At 62.5% G+C, this 17,665-nt stretch carries 18 protein-coding genes; all 18 read right to left on the minus strand.

Annotated features, from left to right (window positions below; all coding sequences use genetic code 11):
* Positions 1-8: 8 nt before the first annotated feature.
* The 18 genes from GCN74_RS11315 to GCN74_RS11400 all read right to left on the minus strand — a co-directional run bounded on the left by GCN74_RS11315 (position 9) and on the right by GCN74_RS11400 (position 17,632).
* Positions 9-398, minus strand: coding sequence for an RNA-binding S4 domain-containing protein (locus GCN74_RS11315; RefSeq protein ID WP_152256780.1), 390 nt, complete (start codon positions 396-398; stop codon positions 9-11).
* The gene (clsB, locus tag GCN74_RS11320; protein WP_092718420.1) at positions 395-1,558 is read right to left on the minus strand and encodes a cardiolipin synthase ClsB; all 1,164 of its coding nucleotides are present in this window, start codon (positions 1,556-1,558) and stop codon (positions 395-397) included. Before clsB ends, GCN74_RS11315 begins: the two co-directional genes overlap by 4 nt.
* 9 nt (positions 1,559-1,567) lie before the next feature.
* Positions 1,568-2,389 carry an endonuclease/exonuclease/phosphatase family protein gene (locus GCN74_RS11325; RefSeq protein ID WP_152256781.1) on the minus strand — a complete coding sequence of 274 codons (822 nt, stop codon included), beginning with the start codon at positions 2,387-2,389 and terminating at the stop codon, positions 1,568-1,570.
* Between the two features lie 85 nt (positions 2,390-2,474).
* Positions 2,475-2,768 carry a hypothetical protein gene (locus GCN74_RS11330; RefSeq protein ID WP_152256782.1) on the minus strand — a complete coding sequence of 98 codons (294 nt, stop codon included), beginning with the start codon at positions 2,766-2,768 and terminating at the stop codon, positions 2,475-2,477.
* A gap of 19 nt (positions 2,769-2,787) precedes the next feature.
* Positions 2,788-3,252, minus strand: a complete 465-nt coding sequence (gene nudB, locus GCN74_RS11335; RefSeq protein WP_152256783.1) for a dihydroneopterin triphosphate diphosphatase — start codon at positions 3,250-3,252, stop codon at positions 2,788-2,790.
* 87 nt (positions 3,253-3,339) lie between these two features.
* Entirely contained in the window at positions 3,340-5,136 is a 1,797-nt protein-coding gene (gene aspS, locus GCN74_RS11340; protein WP_152256854.1) for an aspartate--tRNA ligase, read from the minus strand.
* A 69-nt stretch (positions 5,137-5,205) separates the two neighbouring features.
* Positions 5,206-5,829 (minus strand): DUF502 domain-containing protein, encoded by a 624-nt coding sequence (locus GCN74_RS11345; protein WP_152256784.1) that lies wholly within the window; start codon positions 5,827-5,829, stop codon positions 5,206-5,208.
* A gap of 40 nt (positions 5,830-5,869) precedes the next feature.
* Entirely contained in the window at positions 5,870-6,178 is a 309-nt protein-coding gene (locus GCN74_RS11350) for an FmdB family zinc ribbon protein (RefSeq protein WP_152256785.1), read from the minus strand.
* 91 nt (positions 6,179-6,269) lie between these two features.
* A complete protein-coding gene (locus GCN74_RS11355; RefSeq protein WP_152256786.1) occupies positions 6,270-6,872 on the minus strand; it encodes a methyltransferase in 603 nt (200 codons plus the stop codon).
* Positions 6,873-6,891: 19 nt separating this feature from the next.
* On the minus strand, positions 6,892-8,463 hold the full coding sequence (ubiB, locus tag GCN74_RS11360; protein ID WP_152256787.1) for a ubiquinone biosynthesis regulatory protein kinase UbiB: 1,572 nt from the start codon (positions 8,461-8,463) through the stop codon (positions 6,892-6,894).
* Positions 8,460-9,098 carry an SCP2 domain-containing protein gene (locus tag GCN74_RS11365; RefSeq protein ID WP_226938999.1) on the minus strand — a complete coding sequence of 213 codons (639 nt, stop codon included), beginning with the start codon at positions 9,096-9,098 and terminating at the stop codon, positions 8,460-8,462. Before GCN74_RS11365 ends, ubiB begins: the two co-directional genes overlap by 4 nt.
* A 147-nt stretch (positions 9,099-9,245) precedes the next feature.
* Positions 9,246-10,190, minus strand: a complete 945-nt coding sequence (locus GCN74_RS11370) for a Tim44 domain-containing protein (RefSeq protein WP_152256788.1) — start codon at positions 10,188-10,190, stop codon at positions 9,246-9,248.
* A gap of 43 nt (positions 10,191-10,233) precedes the next feature.
* Complete coding sequence (gene ubiE / locus GCN74_RS11375; RefSeq protein WP_034753359.1) at positions 10,234-10,968, minus strand: bifunctional demethylmenaquinone methyltransferase/2-methoxy-6-polyprenyl-1,4-benzoquinol methylase UbiE; 735 nt, start codon at positions 10,966-10,968, stop codon at positions 10,234-10,236.
* A 29-nt stretch (positions 10,969-10,997) separates the two neighbouring features.
* Positions 10,998-12,239 (minus strand): RNA polymerase sigma factor, encoded by a 1,242-nt coding sequence (locus tag GCN74_RS11380; protein WP_152256789.1) that lies wholly within the window; start codon positions 12,237-12,239, stop codon positions 10,998-11,000.
* A gap of 2 nt (positions 12,240-12,241) precedes the next feature.
* Complete coding sequence (locus GCN74_RS11385) at positions 12,242-12,586, minus strand: YciI family protein (RefSeq protein ID WP_152256790.1); 345 nt, start codon at positions 12,584-12,586, stop codon at positions 12,242-12,244.
* 94 nt (positions 12,587-12,680) lie between these two features.
* Positions 12,681-13,133 carry a gamma-butyrobetaine hydroxylase-like domain-containing protein gene (locus GCN74_RS11390; RefSeq protein ID WP_152256791.1) on the minus strand — a complete coding sequence of 151 codons (453 nt, stop codon included), beginning with the start codon at positions 13,131-13,133 and terminating at the stop codon, positions 12,681-12,683.
* A gap of 9 nt (positions 13,134-13,142) precedes the next feature.
* Complete coding sequence (locus tag GCN74_RS11395; protein WP_152256792.1) at positions 13,143-13,592, minus strand: HIT family protein; 450 nt, start codon at positions 13,590-13,592, stop codon at positions 13,143-13,145.
* Positions 13,592-17,632: a DUF3683 domain-containing protein gene (locus tag GCN74_RS11400; protein WP_152256793.1), complete on the minus strand. Its 4,041-nt coding sequence runs from the start codon at positions 17,630-17,632 to the stop codon at positions 13,592-13,594. Before GCN74_RS11400 ends, GCN74_RS11395 begins: the two co-directional genes overlap by 1 nt.
* Positions 17,633-17,665: the final 33 nt, after the last annotated feature.

Below are 17,665 nucleotides of genomic sequence, written 5' to 3' on the forward strand. Positions count from 1 at the left end.
GGCGTGCCTCAGTCGAGGCCGCCTGCCTTGCTCAGTTGACGGCGGTCGCGCTTGGTCGGCCGCCCCTTGATGGTGCTGCCGGGCTCGCGGAACAGCTTGCGCTCCTCGGCCAGCTGCTCGCGGCGGGCGATGCTGGCCGGCGTTTCCCCGTACAGCAGGCGCGCCACGGGCGCCGCGCCGCGCTTGTCGGACAAGCCCAGCACGGCCACTTCCCACGTCTCCGCGCCATTGTCGATGGCCAGCTCGTCGCCCACGCGCAGGCTGCGCGCCGGTTTCACGCGCTCGCCGCCCACTTTCACCTTGCCCGTGTCGACGGCCTCGCTGGCCAGGGAGCGCGTCTTGAAGAAGCGCGCGGCCCACAGCCATTTGTCCAGCCTTACCGTTGTCATATCGTTCATGCGTACTTGCCTACTGAAAAAATGCGCATCACCAGGCGGTACGCGAGAAACGCCGCTTCATAGCCAAGGCGGCGGAAACGGCCGATGTGCTTGAAATCGTCCTGGTGGATGACGATGCCGTCGGCCACGCCCTGCTCGATGTGCTGGCGCAGGCTTTGCGCAAACGCCACATCCTTGATGACCACGTTCGCTTCCTGGTTCAGGAACAGGCTCAGCGCATCGATATTGCTGGAGCCGACCGTCGCCCAGTCATCGTCGACGACGGCCACCTTGGCGTGCAGCTGCGTCTTGCGGTATTCGACGATCTTCACGCCGGCGGCCAGCAGCTTCGGATAAAACGAGTGCGCCACGGCATCCTGCATGCGGAATTCGCCCACGCCGATCAGCAGCACCACGTCGACGCCCCGCTGGGCCGCCTGGGCCAGCGCGCGGCGCAGCTTGTGGCCGGGCGCGAAATACGGGTTGGCCAGCATCACGCTTTTCCTCGCCTGGCCCAGCGCCTGCAGATAGGCGCGCTGGATGGTGCGGCGGTTGCGCAGGTTGTCGCGCACGACAAAGCCCGCCACCACGGGATTCTTCGCCAGTTCCTTGCTGACGACGCGCATCTTGCGGTACAGCTTGATGCGCCGCACCAGGTTCATCTTGCCCAATCGTGCCCATTGCGCCTGCACTTCCTCGTGGATGGCGTCCACCAGCGGACCCTTCACCTGCACGGCGAAATCCCAGCGCGGCGCTTCCAGGCTGATGTTGTGGTCGTAGTCGCAAAACATGTCGTCGTTGATATTGATGCCGCCCACCAGGGCAATCTCGCCATCGGCCACGCAGATCTTGCGGTGCGTGCGCGTGATGCCGCGCCGGAACCACGGGTTGAAGATGCGGTGGTGCACGCCGGCCGCTTCCAGCTCTGCATGCATGGCGTTGACCCGGCGGTTGCCCGTGCCGAACCAGTCCGTGATCATGCACACCAGCACGCCGCGCGCGGCCGCCCGCTTGAGCGCATCGAGCACCAGGGTGCCCGTGGCGTCGTCGGCAAAGATATAGGTTTCAAAATACACTTCCGAGCGCGCGCCGTCGATGGCGGCAATCAGCGCGGGGAAGTAATCGGTGCCGCAATACAGCAGCTGGATGTCGTTGTGGGCGATGAAATTGACTGTGCGCATGCCGGCAGTCTACGCGAGTTTCAAAGCAGCAACTATCGGCGCGTGGTCCGACAGTTTTGCCCACAAGGTGCCGTGCATCACTTGCGCGCCTTCCACGTGGAAACCGCGCACATAGATGCGGTCCAGGCGGAACCAGGGCAAGGCGGCGGGAAAGGTACGCGCAGGCACGGGCACGGGGGTTTTCGTCTGGCGCCGCGCCAAAGTGCGCACGAGGTCGCCCAGGGCCGAGTTCGACGCGCGCTGGTCGAATACTTCCACCACGCCCAGCGCATTGCGCAGCTTGTCGCTGAGCGTGTTGCGCCAGTCGTTGAAATCGCCCGCAATGATGACGGGCTCGCCATTCGGCGCCGATTCCATGACGGCATCGATCAGCGCCTGCGTCTGGCGGCCCCGTCCCGATTCGAACAGGCCCAGGTGGACGACATAACAATGCACGTCGGCCTGCGGCGTCTTGAGCACGCAGTGCAGGATGCCGCGCTGTTCGTAAGCGTGGTCGGAGACGTCGTGGTTGGTTTGCGAAGCGATGGGAAATTTGCTCAGCAAGGCGTTGCCATGGTGGCCATGGTCATACACGGCATTCATGCCGTACGCGGAATGGTGCTCGGCGCCGGCAAAAAACTCATGCTGCGACGCCTCGGGCCAATGTTTGTGGCCGTTTTTCTCGGCGCCATAGCGGGCTGCATTGCGGTCGTGCTTGCCCTGCACCTCTTGCAAAAAAACAACATCTGCATGGAACAGCGCGATCGCCTGCTTCAAGGCATGTACCCTGGGCAAGCCCCGCACGGAGGAGACACCCTTGTGTATATTATAAGTTGCTACGCGGATTTTCATGCATTGATTCTACTCCCAGACAGGCCCCGCGCGGCGCCCGCGTAGGTGCGCGTGCGCACCTAAACGAGCACAATCACGCACACCATCAGGCCAGCATGCGTCCCACGCCCGCCGTCACGCTGACGATCAGCGCCGTGATGCCGGCCGCCCAGACGATCTTGACGAGCAAGGGGGCGCCGCGCCAGGCCACCGTGCGCTTGCCCTTGGCAAACGCGCCCGGGTGCAGCAGCCAGCCGATGGCCATCAGCGGCATGCCGATGGGTGGCGTGCGGCCGGGCACGGTGGAGCTAAACAGCAGGAAGATAAAACACAGGCAGAAAACGATGCCCAGGGTGCCCAGCAGTTTTTGCTGCGCAGTCAAATGGAACCAGTTCAACATGGAATGCTTTCTAGGGAAATCAGGTGGGACGCGCCAGGCCCGTCATGGCCGGCAACTGCAAAATCGCTTCCGCGTTGGACGACGAGAAACAACGGTCGGCCGCCGCCAAGTACGGCAGCCACGCGTATTGCAAATGTTCGCGCGGACTCAGGGTGATGGCGATATCGCGCGGCACTTGCACGCTGAACACGTGCTCCGTGTTGCGCGTCACGCCAGGCGCATAACGGTGGCGCCAGATCGGGTAAATCTCGTACACGTTCGACAGCTGCCAGTCGCGCAGCACGATGTCGTTCCCATCGGCAACGATGCCGGTTTCTTCGCACAGTTCGCGCGCGGCCGTCTGCAGCAGCGGTTCATCGGCGGCATCGACGGAACCCGTCACGGATTGCCAGAAACCGGGCTGGCCCGCGCGTTCGATCAGCAAGACGTCCAGATCCGCCGTATGGATGACGACCAGCACGGAAACGGGAATTTTATGGCTCATATCAAGAATGAAAAAGGCGCCTCGCAGCGCCTTTTTTTGCCTCAGCAAGTAAAACGATAGCGGCTGCCTGGGCAGCCGCATGCTTCATTACACTACTTTTGGCTCGGCGCTGCGCAAACGGATGTGCAGTTCGCGCAGTTGCTTCTCGTCCACTTCCGACGGCGCATGGGTCAGCAAATCTTGCGCGCGCTGGGTTTTCGGGAAGGCGATCACGTCGCGGATCGATTCGGAACCCGTCATCATGGTCACGATACGGTCCAGGCCGAATGCCAGGCCGCCATGCGGTGGCGCGCCGTATTGCAGGGCGTCGAGCAGGAAGCCGAACTTCAGCTGCGCTTCTTCGGCATCGATCTTCAATGCACGGAAGACCTTGCTTTGCACTTCTTCGCGGTGGATACGGATGGAACCGCCACCCAGTTCCCAGCCGTTCAAGACCATGTCGTAGGCCTTGGCGATGCAGGCGCCCGGATTGGTTTCCAGCATGTCTTCATGGCCGTCTTTCGGCGCCGTGAACGGATGGTGGGTTGCCGTCCAGCGGTCCGCTTCTTCGTCGTGTTCGAACATCGGGAAGTCGACCACCCACAATGGCTTCCACACGTCTTCGAACAGGCCCGCCTTCTTGCCGAACTCGCTGTGACCGATTTTCACGCGCAGCGCGCCGATGGCGTCGTTGACGACCTTGGCCTTGTCCGCGCCGAAGAAGATCAGGTCGCCGTCCTGCGCGCCCGTCTGTTCGAGGATCGTGGCCAGCACGTCGGCAGGCAGGAACTTGACGATCGGCGACTGCAAGCCTTCAGGACCCTTGGCTTTCTCGTTGACCTTGATGTAAGCGAGGCCCTTGGCGCCGTAGATGGCGACGAACTGGGTGTAGGCATCGATTTCCGAACGGGGCATGCTGCCGCCTTGCGGTACGCGCAGGGCCACCACGCGGCCGTTCGGCATGTTGGCGGCGCCGTTGAAGACCTTGAATTCGACCGTCTTCATGACTTCGGTCAAGTCCGTGAAGGCCAGCTTGACGCGCATGTCCGGCTTGTCGGAACCGTACAGGCCCATCGCTTCGGCAAAGTCCATCACCGGGAACGGGTTCGGCAGGTCGATGTCCAGCGTGTTCTTGAAGACGACGCGGATCATGTCTTCGAACAGGTCGCGGATTTCCTGTTCCGTCAGGAACGAGGTTTCGCAGTCGATCTGCGTGAATTCCGGCTGGCGGTCAGCGCGCAAGTCTTCGTCGCGGAAGCACTTGGTGATCTGGTAGTAACGGTCGAAGTTGGCGACCATCAACAGTTGCTTGAACAACTGTGGCGATTGCGGCAAGGCGAAGAAGCTGCCTGCGTTCACGCGCGATGGTACCAGGTAGTCGCGTGCGCCTTCTGGCGTGGACTTGGTCAGCATCGGCGTTTCGATGTCGATGAAGCCCAGCGCGTCGAGGTACTTGCGCACTTCCATCGTCACCTTGTAGCGCAGGCGCAGGTTGTTTTGCATTTGCGGGCGGCGCAGGTCCAGCACGCGGTGCGTCAGGCGCGTCGTTTCCGACAGGTTGTCGTCGTCCAGCTGGAACGGCACGGGCACGGAAGGGTTCAGCACTTCCAGGTCCGAGCACACCACTTCGATCTTGCCCGATTTCAGGTTGTTGTTGATCGTGCCTTCGATACGGTTCGTCACCACGCCCGTCACGCGCAGGCAGAATTCGTTGCGCACGGCTTCGGCGACCTTGAACATCTCCGCTTGTTCCGGGTTGCAGACGATTTGCACCAGGCCTTCACGGTCGCGCAAGTCGATGAAAATCAGGCTGCCGTGGTCGCGGCGGCGATGTACCCAGCCGCACAGGCTGACGGTTTGTCCCAGCATGGCTTCGGTAACGAGGCCGCAATATTCAGTACGCATAGACATAAAATTCTCAGTTCAGGTTAGTGAGTGTTCAATCCGGCCACGTCCCGCACGGGACGCCTGCCTTTATTCTTTGGCTGCCGGGGCCGGTACAGCAACAACTTCCGCAGGCGCCACCACGCCCATCGAGACGATATATTTGAGCGCCGCATCGACGCTCATGTCGAGTTCGACGACATCGCTGCGCTTCATCATCAGGAAAAAGCCCGATGTCGGATTCGGCGTCGTCGGCACATACACGCTGACATAGTCGCCCACCAGGTGGTTCGCCGCATCGCCGCCCGGCACGCCGGTCAGGAATGCGATGGTCCAGGAATTCTGGTGCGGATACGGCACCAGCACGGCCTTGCGGAAAGCATTGCCCGACGAGGAAAACAAGGTATCCGAGACTTGCTTGACGCTCGAATACAGGGAATTGACGATGGGTATGCGATGCAGCAATTTTTCCCACAGTTTCACCACGTAATTGCCGACCAGGTTATTCGTCAGCAATCCCGTCAGGAAAACGATGAGTATCGTCAGTATCGTGCCCAGGCCAGGAATGTCAAAGCCGAACAGCGAGTTCGGGCGGAAACGTTCTGGCACCAGCAGCAGCGACTGGTCCAGGGTGCCGATCACCAGATTCAGTACCCAGACGGTGATGGCCAGCGGTACTAAAATCAGCAATCCGGTAATAAAGTATTTACGCATCGGTTTCTCGGTAAGGGATAGTATCGGCGCGGCGCGCGTTTCAGTCCGCTTTCGGCGCAGCGGCAGCCGGGGCGGGCGCAGGGGCCGCGGCAGGCGCGCTCTCGGCGGCCGGGGCAGGCTTGGCGCTATCGGCCGGGCCCGTCGGAATCGCCGTGGTGGGCGCCGTGCCGCCGCGGAAATCCGTCGCGTACCAGCCAGTGCCCTTCAATTGGAAACCGGCGGCCGTCAATTGTTTCTTGAAACTGGGCTTGCCGCATGACAGGCACACCGTCAGTACTGGATCGGAGATCTTTTGCAAGACATCCTTGGCAAAACCACACTCGTCACAACGGTAAGCGTAAATCGGCATCTCTACTCCGAGAAAATCATCAAAAACCCTGAATTATAAAGCTTTTCCGCCATTCCCAGCGGAAAATGCCCACCCACCGGGCCTGTCTGCCTCAGTCCGCCCGGCGGCGCCAGCTCATCCAGCGCTCCTTGCCGGCAAAGACGGCGATGGAATCGTCCACGGCTTCATCGGCCAGGCAGTCGAAATGCGGCGCCAGCAAGGCCTGTAGTTGCTCACGCGAAATACCAAACGGCGGCCCCTTGGCATGGTCGTCAAAGAAGAAGTAGCCGGCCAGCATGGCACCGGGCGCCAGCAGCTGCGCCCAGCGGGCCGCCACCTGCGGCCACATGGCGCGCGGCATGGCGCACAGGAAAGCCCGTTCATAGATCAGGTCCAGCGGCGCTGCCGGCTGCCAGGCAAAGAAATCCGCTTCCACCACCTGCCCTGCCCGCTCGCCGACGACGGCGCGCGCGGCGGCCACGGCGGCCGGCGCAAAGTCGATGGCCGTGGCATCCCAGCCGTGCTCCAGCATGTAGACCAGCTCGTACGCGGAGCCGCAGCCGGGAATCAGGCAGCGCAGCGGCGCCGGGCTGCCGGCAACGAAGCGGCGCAAGCGCGATGGCGCGCCGCCCTGGTCCCAGGGCGTGAATTGCTTCTCGAAGCGCTCGTCCCAGAAGGCGGGCGACAGCGGATCGCGGGTGTGAAAGTCAGCCATCACTTACGTCCTTGGCCCGTTAAAACGGCAGTTGGTGCCAGCGCATGAATACTTGCAGGCCCAGCGCGCCAAGCGCGAAAGCCCCCACGAAATACACGATAAAGCTCAGCAGGCGGTTCGTCTGGCGTTGCTCCGCCAGCAGGGTTTTCATCAGTTCCACCTCGTTTTCGCGCGGCTCGCCATGCACCATCAAGGCCTGGTGCAGCAAACGCGGCAGTTGCGGGAAGATGTGTGCATAACGGGGCGCCTCGGCGCGCAGGCGCTCCATGAAGCCTTGCGGTCCCACCTGGTTGCTCATCCATTTTTCCAGGTAGGGCTTGGCCGTTTGCCACAAGTCCAGTTCCGGGTCCAGCTGGCGGCCCAGGCCTTCGATATTGAGCAGGGTCTTTTGCAGCAGCACCAGCTGCGGCTGCACTTCCACGTTGAAGCGGCGCGACGTCTGGAACAAGCGCAGCAAAACTTGCCCAAAAGAAATATCTTTCAGCGGACGGTCGAAGATGGGCTCGCAACAGGCGCGCACGGCCGCTTCCAGCTCATCGACGCGCGTATCCTTCGGCGCCCAGCCCGATTCGATATGCGCCTCGGCCACGCGCTTGTAGTCGCGGCGGAAGAAGGCGAGGAAGTTTTGCGACAGGTAATCCTTGTCGTAATCGTTCAGGGTGCCCACGATGCCAAAGTCCAGGGCGATGTAGCGGCCGAACGATTCGGGCGCGATCGACACAAGGATATTGCCTGGATGCATGTCCGCATGGAAAAAGCCGTCGCGGAACACTTGCGTGAAGAAAATCTCCACACCGTCGCTGGACAGCTTGCGCAAATCCACGCCGGCCGCCAGCAGGCGGTCCGTCTGCGACACGGGGATGCCGTACATGCGTTCCATCACGATGACGCTGCTGGAGCAGTAATCCCAGTGCATTTCCGGCACCAGCAGCAAGTCCGAGTTGGCGAAGTTGCGGCGCAGCTGGCTGGCGTTGGCCGCTTCGCGCATCAGGTCCAGCTCGTCATGCAGGTATTTGTCGAACTCGCCCACCACCTCTTTCGGCTTCAAGCGCTTGCTGTCGGCCCACAGGCGGCTGATCCAGCCGGCGGCGATGTGCATCAGGGCCACGTCTTCGTCGATCAGCTTTTTCATGCCTGGACGCAAGACCTTCACGGCCACTTCGCGGCCATCCTTCAAGGTGGCGAAATGCACCTGGGCGATCGAGGCGGACGCCACCGGCTCGCGCTCGAAGCGGGCAAACAACTGATCCGGGTGCGCTCCCAGGGACTTGGTGATTTGCGCGACGGCCAGGTCGGAATCGAACGGCGGCACCCGGTCCTGCAGCCGCGCCAGTTCTTCGGCGATATCGGGCGGCATCAGGTCGCGCCGGGTCGACAGCACCTGGCCGAACTTGACGAAGATCGGACCCAGCTCTTCCAGCGCCAGACGCAGGCGCAAGCCCCGCGGCGACGACAGGTCGCGCCAGAAAATCAGGGTATCGATCAATTTGGCGGTGCGGGGAACTTGCAGACCAGAAATCGCTATCTCATCCAGACCGTACTTGATGGAAACACGGATGATTTTAGACAGGCGCAGGAATTTCAATATCATGTAGACAAATCCGGTGAGGAGGGCTGCGGCTGGAGGGCGGCGGCCGCCTTTTCCAGCCGGGCAAGGCGCTTGGCCAGGCGTTCGACGTCATCGCGCACGCGCGTCACGCCAGCGGAATATTCTTGCAAGGTCGCAGGACGGATCAGCATCGGCTGTTCGTCGAGAAAGTATTCAGCCACGTTTTCCGCCAGCTTTTGCTGGCCCGTGCGCACAAAGGCGGCCGCATCCCTGGCGCCGGACACGAGGCGCGTGGCCAGCACGGGGCCCAATACCTTTTCCAGGTCGTGCTCCGCTTCCCAGCGCAAGCCCTTGCTCAATTGCGAAATCGCATTGGCAAACTCGGCATCGCCTTCGATCTTGACGTAGGAAAACGCCCGTTCGCGGTTTTGCAGGATCAGCGGCACATCGGACAATTTCACGCGGATGGTGACGTTGGCCGGCATGTCGGCCGGCGCCGCTTCCAGCATGCCGGCACTGTCGACGCGCAGACGCAAGGCCACGGCGCCCGTGTCGATGCAGGCCAGCTTGCCGGCGTGTACGGCCAGCTGCTGGCGCGCCCACGGCTCCTGCGCCAGCAAATGGTTGATAGTGGCGATGACGGGCGTCATCAGGGAAAGATCGGAAAGTGGTGCCATCATGTTGCGCGCTTCGCGCCCCCAAAAAGAAAAAACCGCCCGTAAAACAACGTGGGCGGTTTCGATCTTACCAGTTCAGCAGGAAATATCTGTCAAGCATCATGCATTCCGCATGCACTTAAGCCATTATTCAGCAAGTTTTGACAATTAATTCAATTGCTGGATGCCTGCCAGGACCCAGCCGCTGTTGCCGCTGACGGGTTTCGACATATTCCACACTTCCGCGAACGGTTCCGCTGCGGCGCCCGGCGCCGAACGGATCATGCCCGTAAACTTCACGCTGGCCAGGTAATCGTTGACGCTCGTTTCGATCCCCAGCAATTCGGCATCGATGGTGACGACATCGGTAAAGTCCGGCTGCGCGCCCCGTTCCTGGATTTGCATGCGCAGTTCGGCATACACTTCCGGCGACGTGAATTCCCGGATATCGTTGACGTCCGCCTTGTCCCAGGCCGCTTGCAGGCGAATGAAATTGCTTTTCGCGTGGCGCAGGAACGCTTCCTTGTCGAAGTCGCTTGGCACGCCCCATGGCGCGGCAACCGGCGCCGGCTTGTCCAGGCCTACGCCGGACGAGACGGGCTGCAGCGGCGGCAGCGGCGGAATGCGCGAACCGATGTCGGGCACGTTGCCGGCCGGTGCCGGCTGGTTGCCGCCAAAACCGGCGAACGGCGCATTGCCGCCTGCGTTGCTGTCGCGCTTGCCGCGCACCATGCGGTAGATGAAGAAGGCCACGCCAGCCAGCAAGGCCACCATCAGCAAGGTGCTGATCATGCTGGCCAGGGCGCCGCCCAGGCCGAAATGCGACAGCAGCGCGCCCAGGCCCAGGCCCAGCAAGGCGCCGCCCAGCAAGCCCTTCCAGCGGCTGGGCGCCTTCGCGGCAGGCGCCGGTGCAGGGGCTGGCGCCGGCTGCGCCTGGCGTGGCGCGGCAGCCGGCGCTGGGGCCGGTGCCGGCGCGGGAGCCTGGCGGCCCACGTTCTGCGACTGGCGGCCAAACGAACGGCCACCGCCCATGGGACGGGCCAGCGCCTCGCCCAGCATGGATACCGTGGTCGCGGCCAGCATCATGCCGACCATAAATTTCTTCAGTTTCATTCCATCTCCTAAAATCACCGGCAAGGGTGAGTTACAGCTTGAATTACATCTTGATGCCGGTATGCAAAGCGGCAATGCCTGCCGTCAAATTGTAGTACTGCACGCGTTCCAGGCCCGCCGTTTCCATCATCGTCTTCAAGGTTTCCTGGTCCGGATGCATGCGGATCGATTCAGCCAGGTAGCGATAGCTTTCCGCGTCGCCGGCGATTTTCTGTCCGAACCATGGCAGGACCGAGAACGAATACAGGTCGTACGGTTTTTGCAGGGGCGCCGCCACCTTGGAAAACTCCAGCACCAGCAGCTTGCCGCCCGGTTTCAGCACGCGGCGCATTTCCGCCAGCGCCACATCCTTGTGCGTCATGTTGCGCAGGCCAAAAGCCACGCTGACACGGTCAAAATAATTATCGGGGAATGGCAGTTTTTCCGCGTCACACAACAAGGTGGGGGTGAGCAGGCCCCGATTCAAGAGGCGGTCGCGGCCCACGCGCAACATCGACTCATTGATATCGGTCAACCAGACTTCGCCGGTAGGGCCCGCCTGCTTGGCGAACGCCTTCGACAGGTCGCCCGTGCCGCCGGCAATGTCGAGCACCTTGAAACCGGGGCGCACGCCCGCGTTGGCAATCGTAAACGTCTTCCACAGACGGTGCAGCCCGCCCGACATCAAGTCGTTCATCACGTCGTATTTGGCAGCGACGGAATGGAACACCTTGGCGACTTCGCGCACTTTGTCGTCTTCTGCAACTGTTTTGTATCCGAAATGGGTCGTATTGGTCATGGTAGGCAGTCTGTTTGAACTTGCGTGCATTATACAAGCGGCAGGCGCATTTCCCCGTGACGCCGGAGAAGGTATTGCCTTTCCACTGTATTCGAAGCAAGCATTGCCGCCTGCGCATACGCCGCCAGCGCCCCCGCCCGGTCGCCCTGGCGGCGCAGCAAGTCGGCCCGGGCCGCGTGCAGATAATGCGAGTTGGCAAGGCTGGGCACGGTTTCCAGGCGGTCCAGCCACGCCAGGCCGTGCTCGGCGCCATGCGCCATCGCGCAGGCGATCACGGCATTGAGCAAGATCAGGGGTTCCGGCTTGTGCCGCAGCAAGGCGCCGTACAGGGCGCTGATCTGGCGCCAGTCCGTCTGGCTGGCCGTGGCGGCCCTGGCGTGCAGGGCGGCGATGGCGGCCTGCAACTGATATGGCCCCGGCGCGCGCGCCGGCAAGGCCTGCGCCAGCACGGACAGGCCTTCGGCAATCATGTCGCCGTGCCACAGGCGGCGGTCCTGCTCTTCCAGGGTCAGCAGATCGCCTTCGGGCGAGAGCCGGGCCGGCCCGCGCGACGCCTGCAGCAGCAGCAAGGCCAACAAGCCCTGCACTTCCGGCTGGCCGGGCTGCAAACTGTCGAGCAGGCGCGCCAGGCGCAGCGCTTCCGCGCACAGGTCCGCGCGCAAAAGGCTATCGCCTCCGCTGGCGCAATAGCCTTCGCTGAACACCAGATAGATGACCTGCTGCACTTGCGCCAGCCGTTGCGGCCAGTCTTGCGCTGGCGGCAACTCGAAGGGGATGCGCGCTTCGGCGATCTTGCGCTTGGCGCGCAATACGCGCTGCGACAGCGCCGCTTCCGCCAGGCCGAAGGCGCGCGCGATCTCGCCCGTGGACAAGCCACACAGGGTGCGCAGGGCCAGCGCCACCTGCGCCTCGGGCGCCAGCGCGGGATGGCAGCAGATGAACAGCAGGCGCAAGCGGTCGTCCTCGATCGCTTGCGTTTCATCAACCATGGCGGCCGGCAGGCAGGACAGCACGGCCTCGGCATCGGTGACGCTCTTGCCCGCGCGGCGCACGTGATCGAGGCCCGCGTTGCGCGCCACGGCACTGAGCCAGGCGGCGGGATTGGACGGAATGCCCGCCTGCGGCCACATTTCCAGCGCCTTGCGGCACGCTTCCTGCAGCACATCTTCCGCCAGGCCCAGGTCGCCAAAGCGCCGCATCAGGCCGGCCAGCACCCTGCCCCGTTCCTGGCGAAAGACGTGCTCGACGGCCGCAATGGCGTCGCCAGCCATGCTCAAGCCGTGACGGGCCGCACTTCGATGGTGCCCAGCGAGGCCACGGGGCAGCGCGCGGCCCAGGCCAGCGCCTCGTCCAGGTGGGCGCAGTCCAGCAGGTAATAGCCGCCCAGCTGCTCCTTGGTTTCCGCAAACGGCCCATCCGTGATGACGGGCTTGCCATTTTGCACGCGCACGCTGGTGGCGCTGTGCACGGGCGCCAGTTCCGCGCCGCCGCGCAGCACGCCCGCGGCTTCCAGCGCCTGCGTATAGCTGGCAAAGTCGGCCATCAGGCTGGCCATCTGCCCCTCTTCCATGGCGGCATAGCGCGCCTCGTCGGCGTAGATCAGGATCATGTATTCCATAGTCTCTTCTCCAAAAGAAAATGCCCGCAAGCGCGGGCATCCATACGACGAACGGGGCGGCGGCAATCCGACAAGATTACCGCATTATTTTTAATTAATGCTTATGACCGCAACTGGGTCCATGAACATGACCGCCGGACGATTGCTTGACCGTCATATCCGCCTTGGCATCGCGGCCGCTGTCGCCCGGGTAGCCGGCTGCCGTCAGGCGGTCCAGGTAATCCTGCCACAGGGTCGCTTGCTCCGCGCCCAGCTTGTACAGGTAGGCCCAGGTGTACAGGCCCGAATTGTGCCCATCGCTGAACGTGGGTTGCACGGCGTAGTTGCCGACCGGTTCGATGCCCGTGATGCCCACCAGGCGCTTGCCTAATTGCAAGGTTTCCTGGCCCTTGCCATGGCCCTGCACTTCGGCCGACGGCGAATACACGCGCAGGTATTCGAACGGCAGCGCAAATTCGCTGCCATCGTCGAAGGCCACGTCGAGCACGCGCGACTGGTTGTGCACGGTCAAGCCGGTGGGTTGGGGTGTTGCTGCTTTTTCAGTCATGACAATACTTTATGCAGATAAACGTTGAATGATGGCGTCGCGCAAGGCCGGCAGCAGGGCGCGGCGCGCGGCCAGCACCTGGGGCGCCGTCTCGCGCTGCACGACGGCCCAGCTGGGGTTCGGGAAATGCGCATCGTCGCGGTAGCGGGGAATCACGTGCCAGTGCACATGCGGCGTCATGTTGCCGAAACTGGCCACATTGACCTTTTCCGGCTGCATCACTTCACGCACGGCCAGCTCGACTTGCCACACGACTTCCATCACGTAGTTGCGCTCGCCGGGCGTCAAGTCCGTCATTTCCTTCACGTGCTTGTTCCAGATCACGCGGCAAAAGCCGGGGTAGCTGGGATCGTCGACGGCCACCACGGACAGCCGCTCGCTGCGCCACAGCAAGGTCTCCAGACCCTGCTTGTTGGCGTAGCCGTCCAGCAAGGTGCACAGATCGCAGCTCGTGGACATCACACGAGCACCCGTTCGATGCCGCCGTCATTGGCGCGTTTCACGTAATCCGGCATCCAGTTCTCTCCCAGCAAGTGTTTGGCGATCTCGACGACGATGTAATCGGCCGTCGTGCCCGAATCGTCATTGTAGCGCGACAAGCCTTGCAGGCACGACGGGCAGCTGGTGAGGATTTTCACGTCGCCGGTAAACCCATCGCCGCGCAGCTTGTCGGCACCCTTGACCATCTCTTCTTCCTTGCGGAAACGCACTTGCGTGGAAATGTCGGGACGCGTGACGGCCAGCGAACCCGATTCGCCGCAGCAGCGGTCATTCTTTTCGATCTTCACCTTGTCTACCGTGCTGATCAGGGAATTGATGGTCTTGCCCGATTCCTGCAACTTCATCGGATTGTGGCATGGCTCGTGGTACATATAACGGGTGCCGTTGACGCCTTCCAGCTTCACCTGTTTTTCCAGCAGGTATTCATGGATATCCATGATGCGGCAGCCGGGGAAGATCTTTTCAAACTGATACGTGGCCAGCTGGTCGTAGCAGGTGCCGCACGACACGAGCACCGTCTTGATGTCCAGGTAATTGAGCGTGTTGGCCATGCGGTGGAACAGGACGCGGTTGTCCGTCATCATCTTCTCGGCCTTGTCGAACTCGCCCGCGCCCCGCTGCGGATAACCGCAGCACAGGTAGCCAGGCGGCAAGACCGTCTGCACGCCCACTTCCCACAGCATCGCTTGCGTGGCCAGGCCCACTTGCGAGAACAGGCGTTCCGAACCGCAACCGGGGAAGTAGAACACGGCTTCCGTATCGGCCGTCGTCGTCTTCGGATTGCGGATGATCGGGATGACTTTATCGTCTTCGATGTCGAGCAGCGCGCGCGCCGATTTCTTCGGCAGGTTGCCCGGCATTTTCTTGTTGATGAAGTGGATCACCTGCGCCTTGACGGGCGGCTTGCCTGTCGATGGCGGCGGCGCCTTGGTTTGCTTCTTGGCAAATTTCTTCAGCAAATCGTGGCCCAGGCGCTGCGCCTTGTAGCCCCAGCCGATCATGACCTTGCGCGTGGCATTGATGGTCACGGGATCGGTGGCGTTGAGGAACATCATCGTGGCTTTGGTGCCCGGATTAAAGCTCTTCTTGTCCATCTTGCGCAGCAAGTTGCGCATGTTCATCGACACGTCGCCGAAGTCGATGTTGACGGGGCAAGGCGTCACGCATTTATGGCAGACCGTGCAGTGGTCGGCCACGTCTTCGAACTCTTCCCAATGCTTGATGGAAATACCGCGGCGCGTCTGCTCTTCGTACAGGAAGGCTTCGATCAGGGACGAGGTCGCCAAGATCTTGTCGCGCGGCGAGTACAGCAAATTGGCGCGCGGCACGTGGGTCGAGCACACGGGCTTGCACTTGCCGCAACGCAAGCAATCCTTGACGCTGTCGGCGATGGCGCCGATATCGCTTTGCTGCATGATCAAGGACTCGTGCCCCATCAGGCCGAACGATGGCGTGTAGGCATTGCGCAAGTCGGCGCCCATGCCCGGCAGGTTCAGCAGTTTGCCCTTGTTGAAACGGCCTTCCGGGTCGATGCGCTGCTTGTAGCTGCGGAAGTCGCCGATCTCGTCTTCCGTCAAGAATTCCAGCTTGGTGATGCCGATGCCGTGTTCGCCGGAAATCACGCCATTGAGCGAGCGGGCCAGGATCATGATGCGGCCCACGGCTTCGTGGGCATCCTGCAGCATTTCGTAGTTGTCCGAGTTGACGGGCAAGTTCGTGTGCACGTTGCCGTCGCCCGCATGCATGTGCAGGGCGACGAACACGCGGCTGCGCAGGATGCGCGCGTGAATCGCCGTCGCTTCGTCGAGGATCAGTTTAAACGCGGCGCCGTTGAAGATCTGGCGCAGCTGGGCGCGGATTTCCTGCTTCCAGGTAATGCGCACGGTACGGTCCTGCACCACGTCGAACAGGGTGGCGTCGGGCTGCGTTTCCAGACGTGCATCGAAGACGGGCAGCAAGCGCTCCATGCCCAGTTCCGCCAGTTCGCCCTTCACCTCGGCCAGCGGACGGTCCAGCTGGCCCAGCAGATGGGTCCAGCGTGCCGTGACCTGCGCCAGCAACTGCTGCGCCTGCTCTGCGCGGTCGCCCAGCATTTCCGCATCGTCGACCCGGTCATCGGACGCATCGTCGCTCTTGCCGATCGGCAGGTTGCCCTTGCCAAAGAAGTCGCTCAAGGCTACGGCCAGCTGCAGTTTATTCTTGATCGACAGCTCGATATTGATGCGCTCGATACCGTCCGTGTATTCGCCCATGCGGTTGAGCGGGATCACCACGTCTTCATTGATCTTGAATGCGTTCGTGTGCTTGGCGATCGCCGCCGTGCGGGCACGGTCGAGCCAGAATTTCTTGCGCGCTTCCGGGCTGACGGCCACAAAGCCTTCGCCCACGCGGGTGTTGGCGATGCGCACCACTTCCGACGCCGCTTGCGCGACAGCATTTTCATCGTCGCCGACGATGTCGCCAAACAGGGCCATCTTCGGCAGCACGCCCCGTTTCGACTTGGTGGCGTAGCCGACGGCGCGCAGATAGCGCTCGTCCAGGTGTTCCAGGCCCGCCAGGCGGATGGTCGAGTACTGCTCGCCTTTCGCCGGCAAGCCATCGAGATAATCCTTGATTTCCACGATCGACGGAATCGCATCGCGCGCCTGGCCGAAGAATTCCAGGCAGACGGTGCGGGCAAATTTCGGCATCTTGTGCAAGATCCAGCGCGCCGACGTGATCAGGCCGTCGCACCCCTCTTTCTGGATGCCCGGCAAGCCGGCGAGGAATTTGTCCGTCACGTCCTTGCCCAGGCCCTCCTTGCGGAATTTGCGGCCAGGAATTTCCAGAATTTCCGTCTTGAACGGCGCGCTCGGCTTTGTCGCGTCGCGCGTGCTCGGGTGGCGCCATTCCAGCTGGAAACGTGCCAGCGCGATATCGTGGATCTTGCCCAGGTTGTGGTCCAGGCGCGTGACGTCGAGCCAGTCGCCGTTCGGGTCCACCATGCGCCACGACGCCAGGTTGTCCAGCGCCGTGCCCCACAGCACGGCTTTCTTGCCGCCCGCATTCATGGCGACGTTGCCGCCGATGCACGAGGCATGCGCCGAGGTGGGGTCGACGGCAAACACGAAACCGGCCTTTTCCGCCGCTTCCGAGACCTTGTTCGTGATCACGCCGGCACCCGAATGGATGGTCGCGTATTCGTGCGTGAGGCCAGGCAAGACCGTCATTTCGACGGCGCCCAGGGTGATCAGTTTTTCCGTGTTGATGACGGCCGACATCGGCGTCAATGGAATCGCGCCGCCCGTGTAGCCGGTGCCGCCGCCGCGCGGGATGATGGTCAGCCCCAGTTCGATACAGCCCTTGACCAGGCCGGCCATTTCTTCTTCCGTGTCGGGCGTGAGCACGACGAACGGGTATTCCACGCGCCAGTCGGTGGCGTCCGTCACGTGCGACACGCGCGTCATGCCGTCGAAGCGCACATTGTGCTTTTCCGTGTAGCGGCCCAGCACCTTGACCGTGCGCTTGCGCAAGTCGTAGGTCTTGCGGAATTCGTCGCCGAAGTCGGCCACGGCCTTGCTGGCCGCCTTCAGCAGCAGTTCCACGTTGGCGCTGCGCGCCTTGGCCACTTCCGGCGCTTCGCCGGCAGCCAGCGCGTCGCCGCCGGCCGCATCGATGCCCAGGCGGCGCTTGTCGACTTCGGCCAGGCGGTGATGCAAGGCATCGATCAAGCCCTGGCGGCGCTTCGGGTTGTCCAGCAAGTCATCCTGCAGGTAGGGATTGCGGCGCACCACCCAGATATCGCCCAGCACCTCGTACAGCATGCGGGCGGAACGGCCCGTCTGGCGGGCGCCGCGCAGCTCGTCGAGCAGGCGCCAGGAGTCCTCCCCCAACAGGCGTATGACGATCTCGCGATCGGAAAACGACGTGTAGTTATACGGGATTTCGCGCAGGCGGCTTGCTGCGGGACCATTCGGCGTTTCTGCCAGTAAAGCTTGGATATGTGCGGGAGCGTTCATGGAGTGTGGTGACGATGTGGACTGGACCCTAAA

This window comes from Janthinobacterium sp. FT14W (assembly GCF_009208755.1).
Lineage (GTDB): Bacteria > Pseudomonadota > Gammaproteobacteria > Burkholderiales > Burkholderiaceae_D > Janthinobacterium > Janthinobacterium violaceinigrum.

Bases quoted from the DNA above. Each gene is read 5' to 3' on its own strand.
- ubiE (WP_034753359.1), bottom strand. From the start codon at position 10,968: ATGACCAATACGACCCATTTCGGATACAAAACAGTTGCAGAAGACGAC.
- GCN74_RS11330 (WP_152256782.1), bottom strand. From the start codon at position 2,768: ATGTTGAACTGGTTCCATTTGACTGCGCAGCAAAAACTGCTGGGCACC.
- GCN74_RS11365 (WP_226938999.1), bottom strand. From the start codon at position 9,098: ATGGCACCACTTTCCGATCTTTCCCTGATGACGCCCGTCATCGCCACT.
- GCN74_RS11315 (WP_152256780.1), bottom strand. From the start codon at position 398: ATGAACGATATGACAACGGTAAGGCTGGACAAATGGCTGTGGGCCGCG.
- nudB (WP_152256783.1), bottom strand. From the start codon at position 3,252: ATGAGCCATAAAATTCCCGTTTCCGTGCTGGTCGTCATCCATACGGCG.
- GCN74_RS11370 (WP_152256788.1), bottom strand. From the start codon at position 10,190: ATGAAACTGAAGAAATTTATGGTCGGCATGATGCTGGCCGCGACCACG.
- GCN74_RS11325 (WP_152256781.1), bottom strand. From the start codon at position 2,389: ATGAAAATCCGCGTAGCAACTTATAATATACACAAGGGTGTCTCCTCC.
- GCN74_RS11385 (WP_152256790.1), bottom strand. From the start codon at position 12,586: ATGGAATACATGATCCTGATCTACGCCGACGAGGCGCGCTATGCCGCC.
- ubiB (WP_152256787.1), bottom strand. From the start codon at position 8,463: ATGATATTGAAATTCCTGCGCCTGTCTAAAATCATCCGTGTTTCCATC.
- aspS (WP_152256854.1), bottom strand. From the start codon at position 5,136: ATGCGTACTGAATATTGCGGCCTCGTTACCGAAGCCATGCTGGGACAA.
- GCN74_RS11355 (WP_152256786.1), bottom strand. From the start codon at position 6,872: ATGGCTGACTTTCACACCCGCGATCCGCTGTCGCCCGCCTTCTGGGAC.
- clsB (WP_092718420.1), bottom strand. From the start codon at position 1,558: ATGCGCACAGTCAATTTCATCGCCCACAACGACATCCAGCTGCTGTAT.
- GCN74_RS11350 (WP_152256785.1), bottom strand. From the start codon at position 6,178: ATGCCGATTTACGCTTACCGTTGTGACGAGTGTGGTTTTGCCAAGGAT.
- GCN74_RS11390 (WP_152256791.1), bottom strand. From the start codon at position 13,133: ATGACTGAAAAAGCAGCAACACCCCAACCCACCGGCTTGACCGTGCAC.
- GCN74_RS11395 (WP_152256792.1), bottom strand. From the start codon at position 13,592: ATGTCCACGAGCTGCGATCTGTGCACCTTGCTGGACGGCTACGCCAAC.
- GCN74_RS11380 (WP_152256789.1), bottom strand. From the start codon at position 12,239: ATGGCTGGCGACGCCATTGCGGCCGTCGAGCACGTCTTTCGCCAGGAA.
- GCN74_RS11400 (WP_152256793.1), bottom strand. From the start codon at position 17,632: ATGAACGCTCCCGCACATATCCAAGCTTTACTGGCAGAAACGCCGAAT.
- GCN74_RS11345 (WP_152256784.1), bottom strand. From the start codon at position 5,829: ATGCGTAAATACTTTATTACCGGATTGCTGATTTTAGTACCGCTGGCC.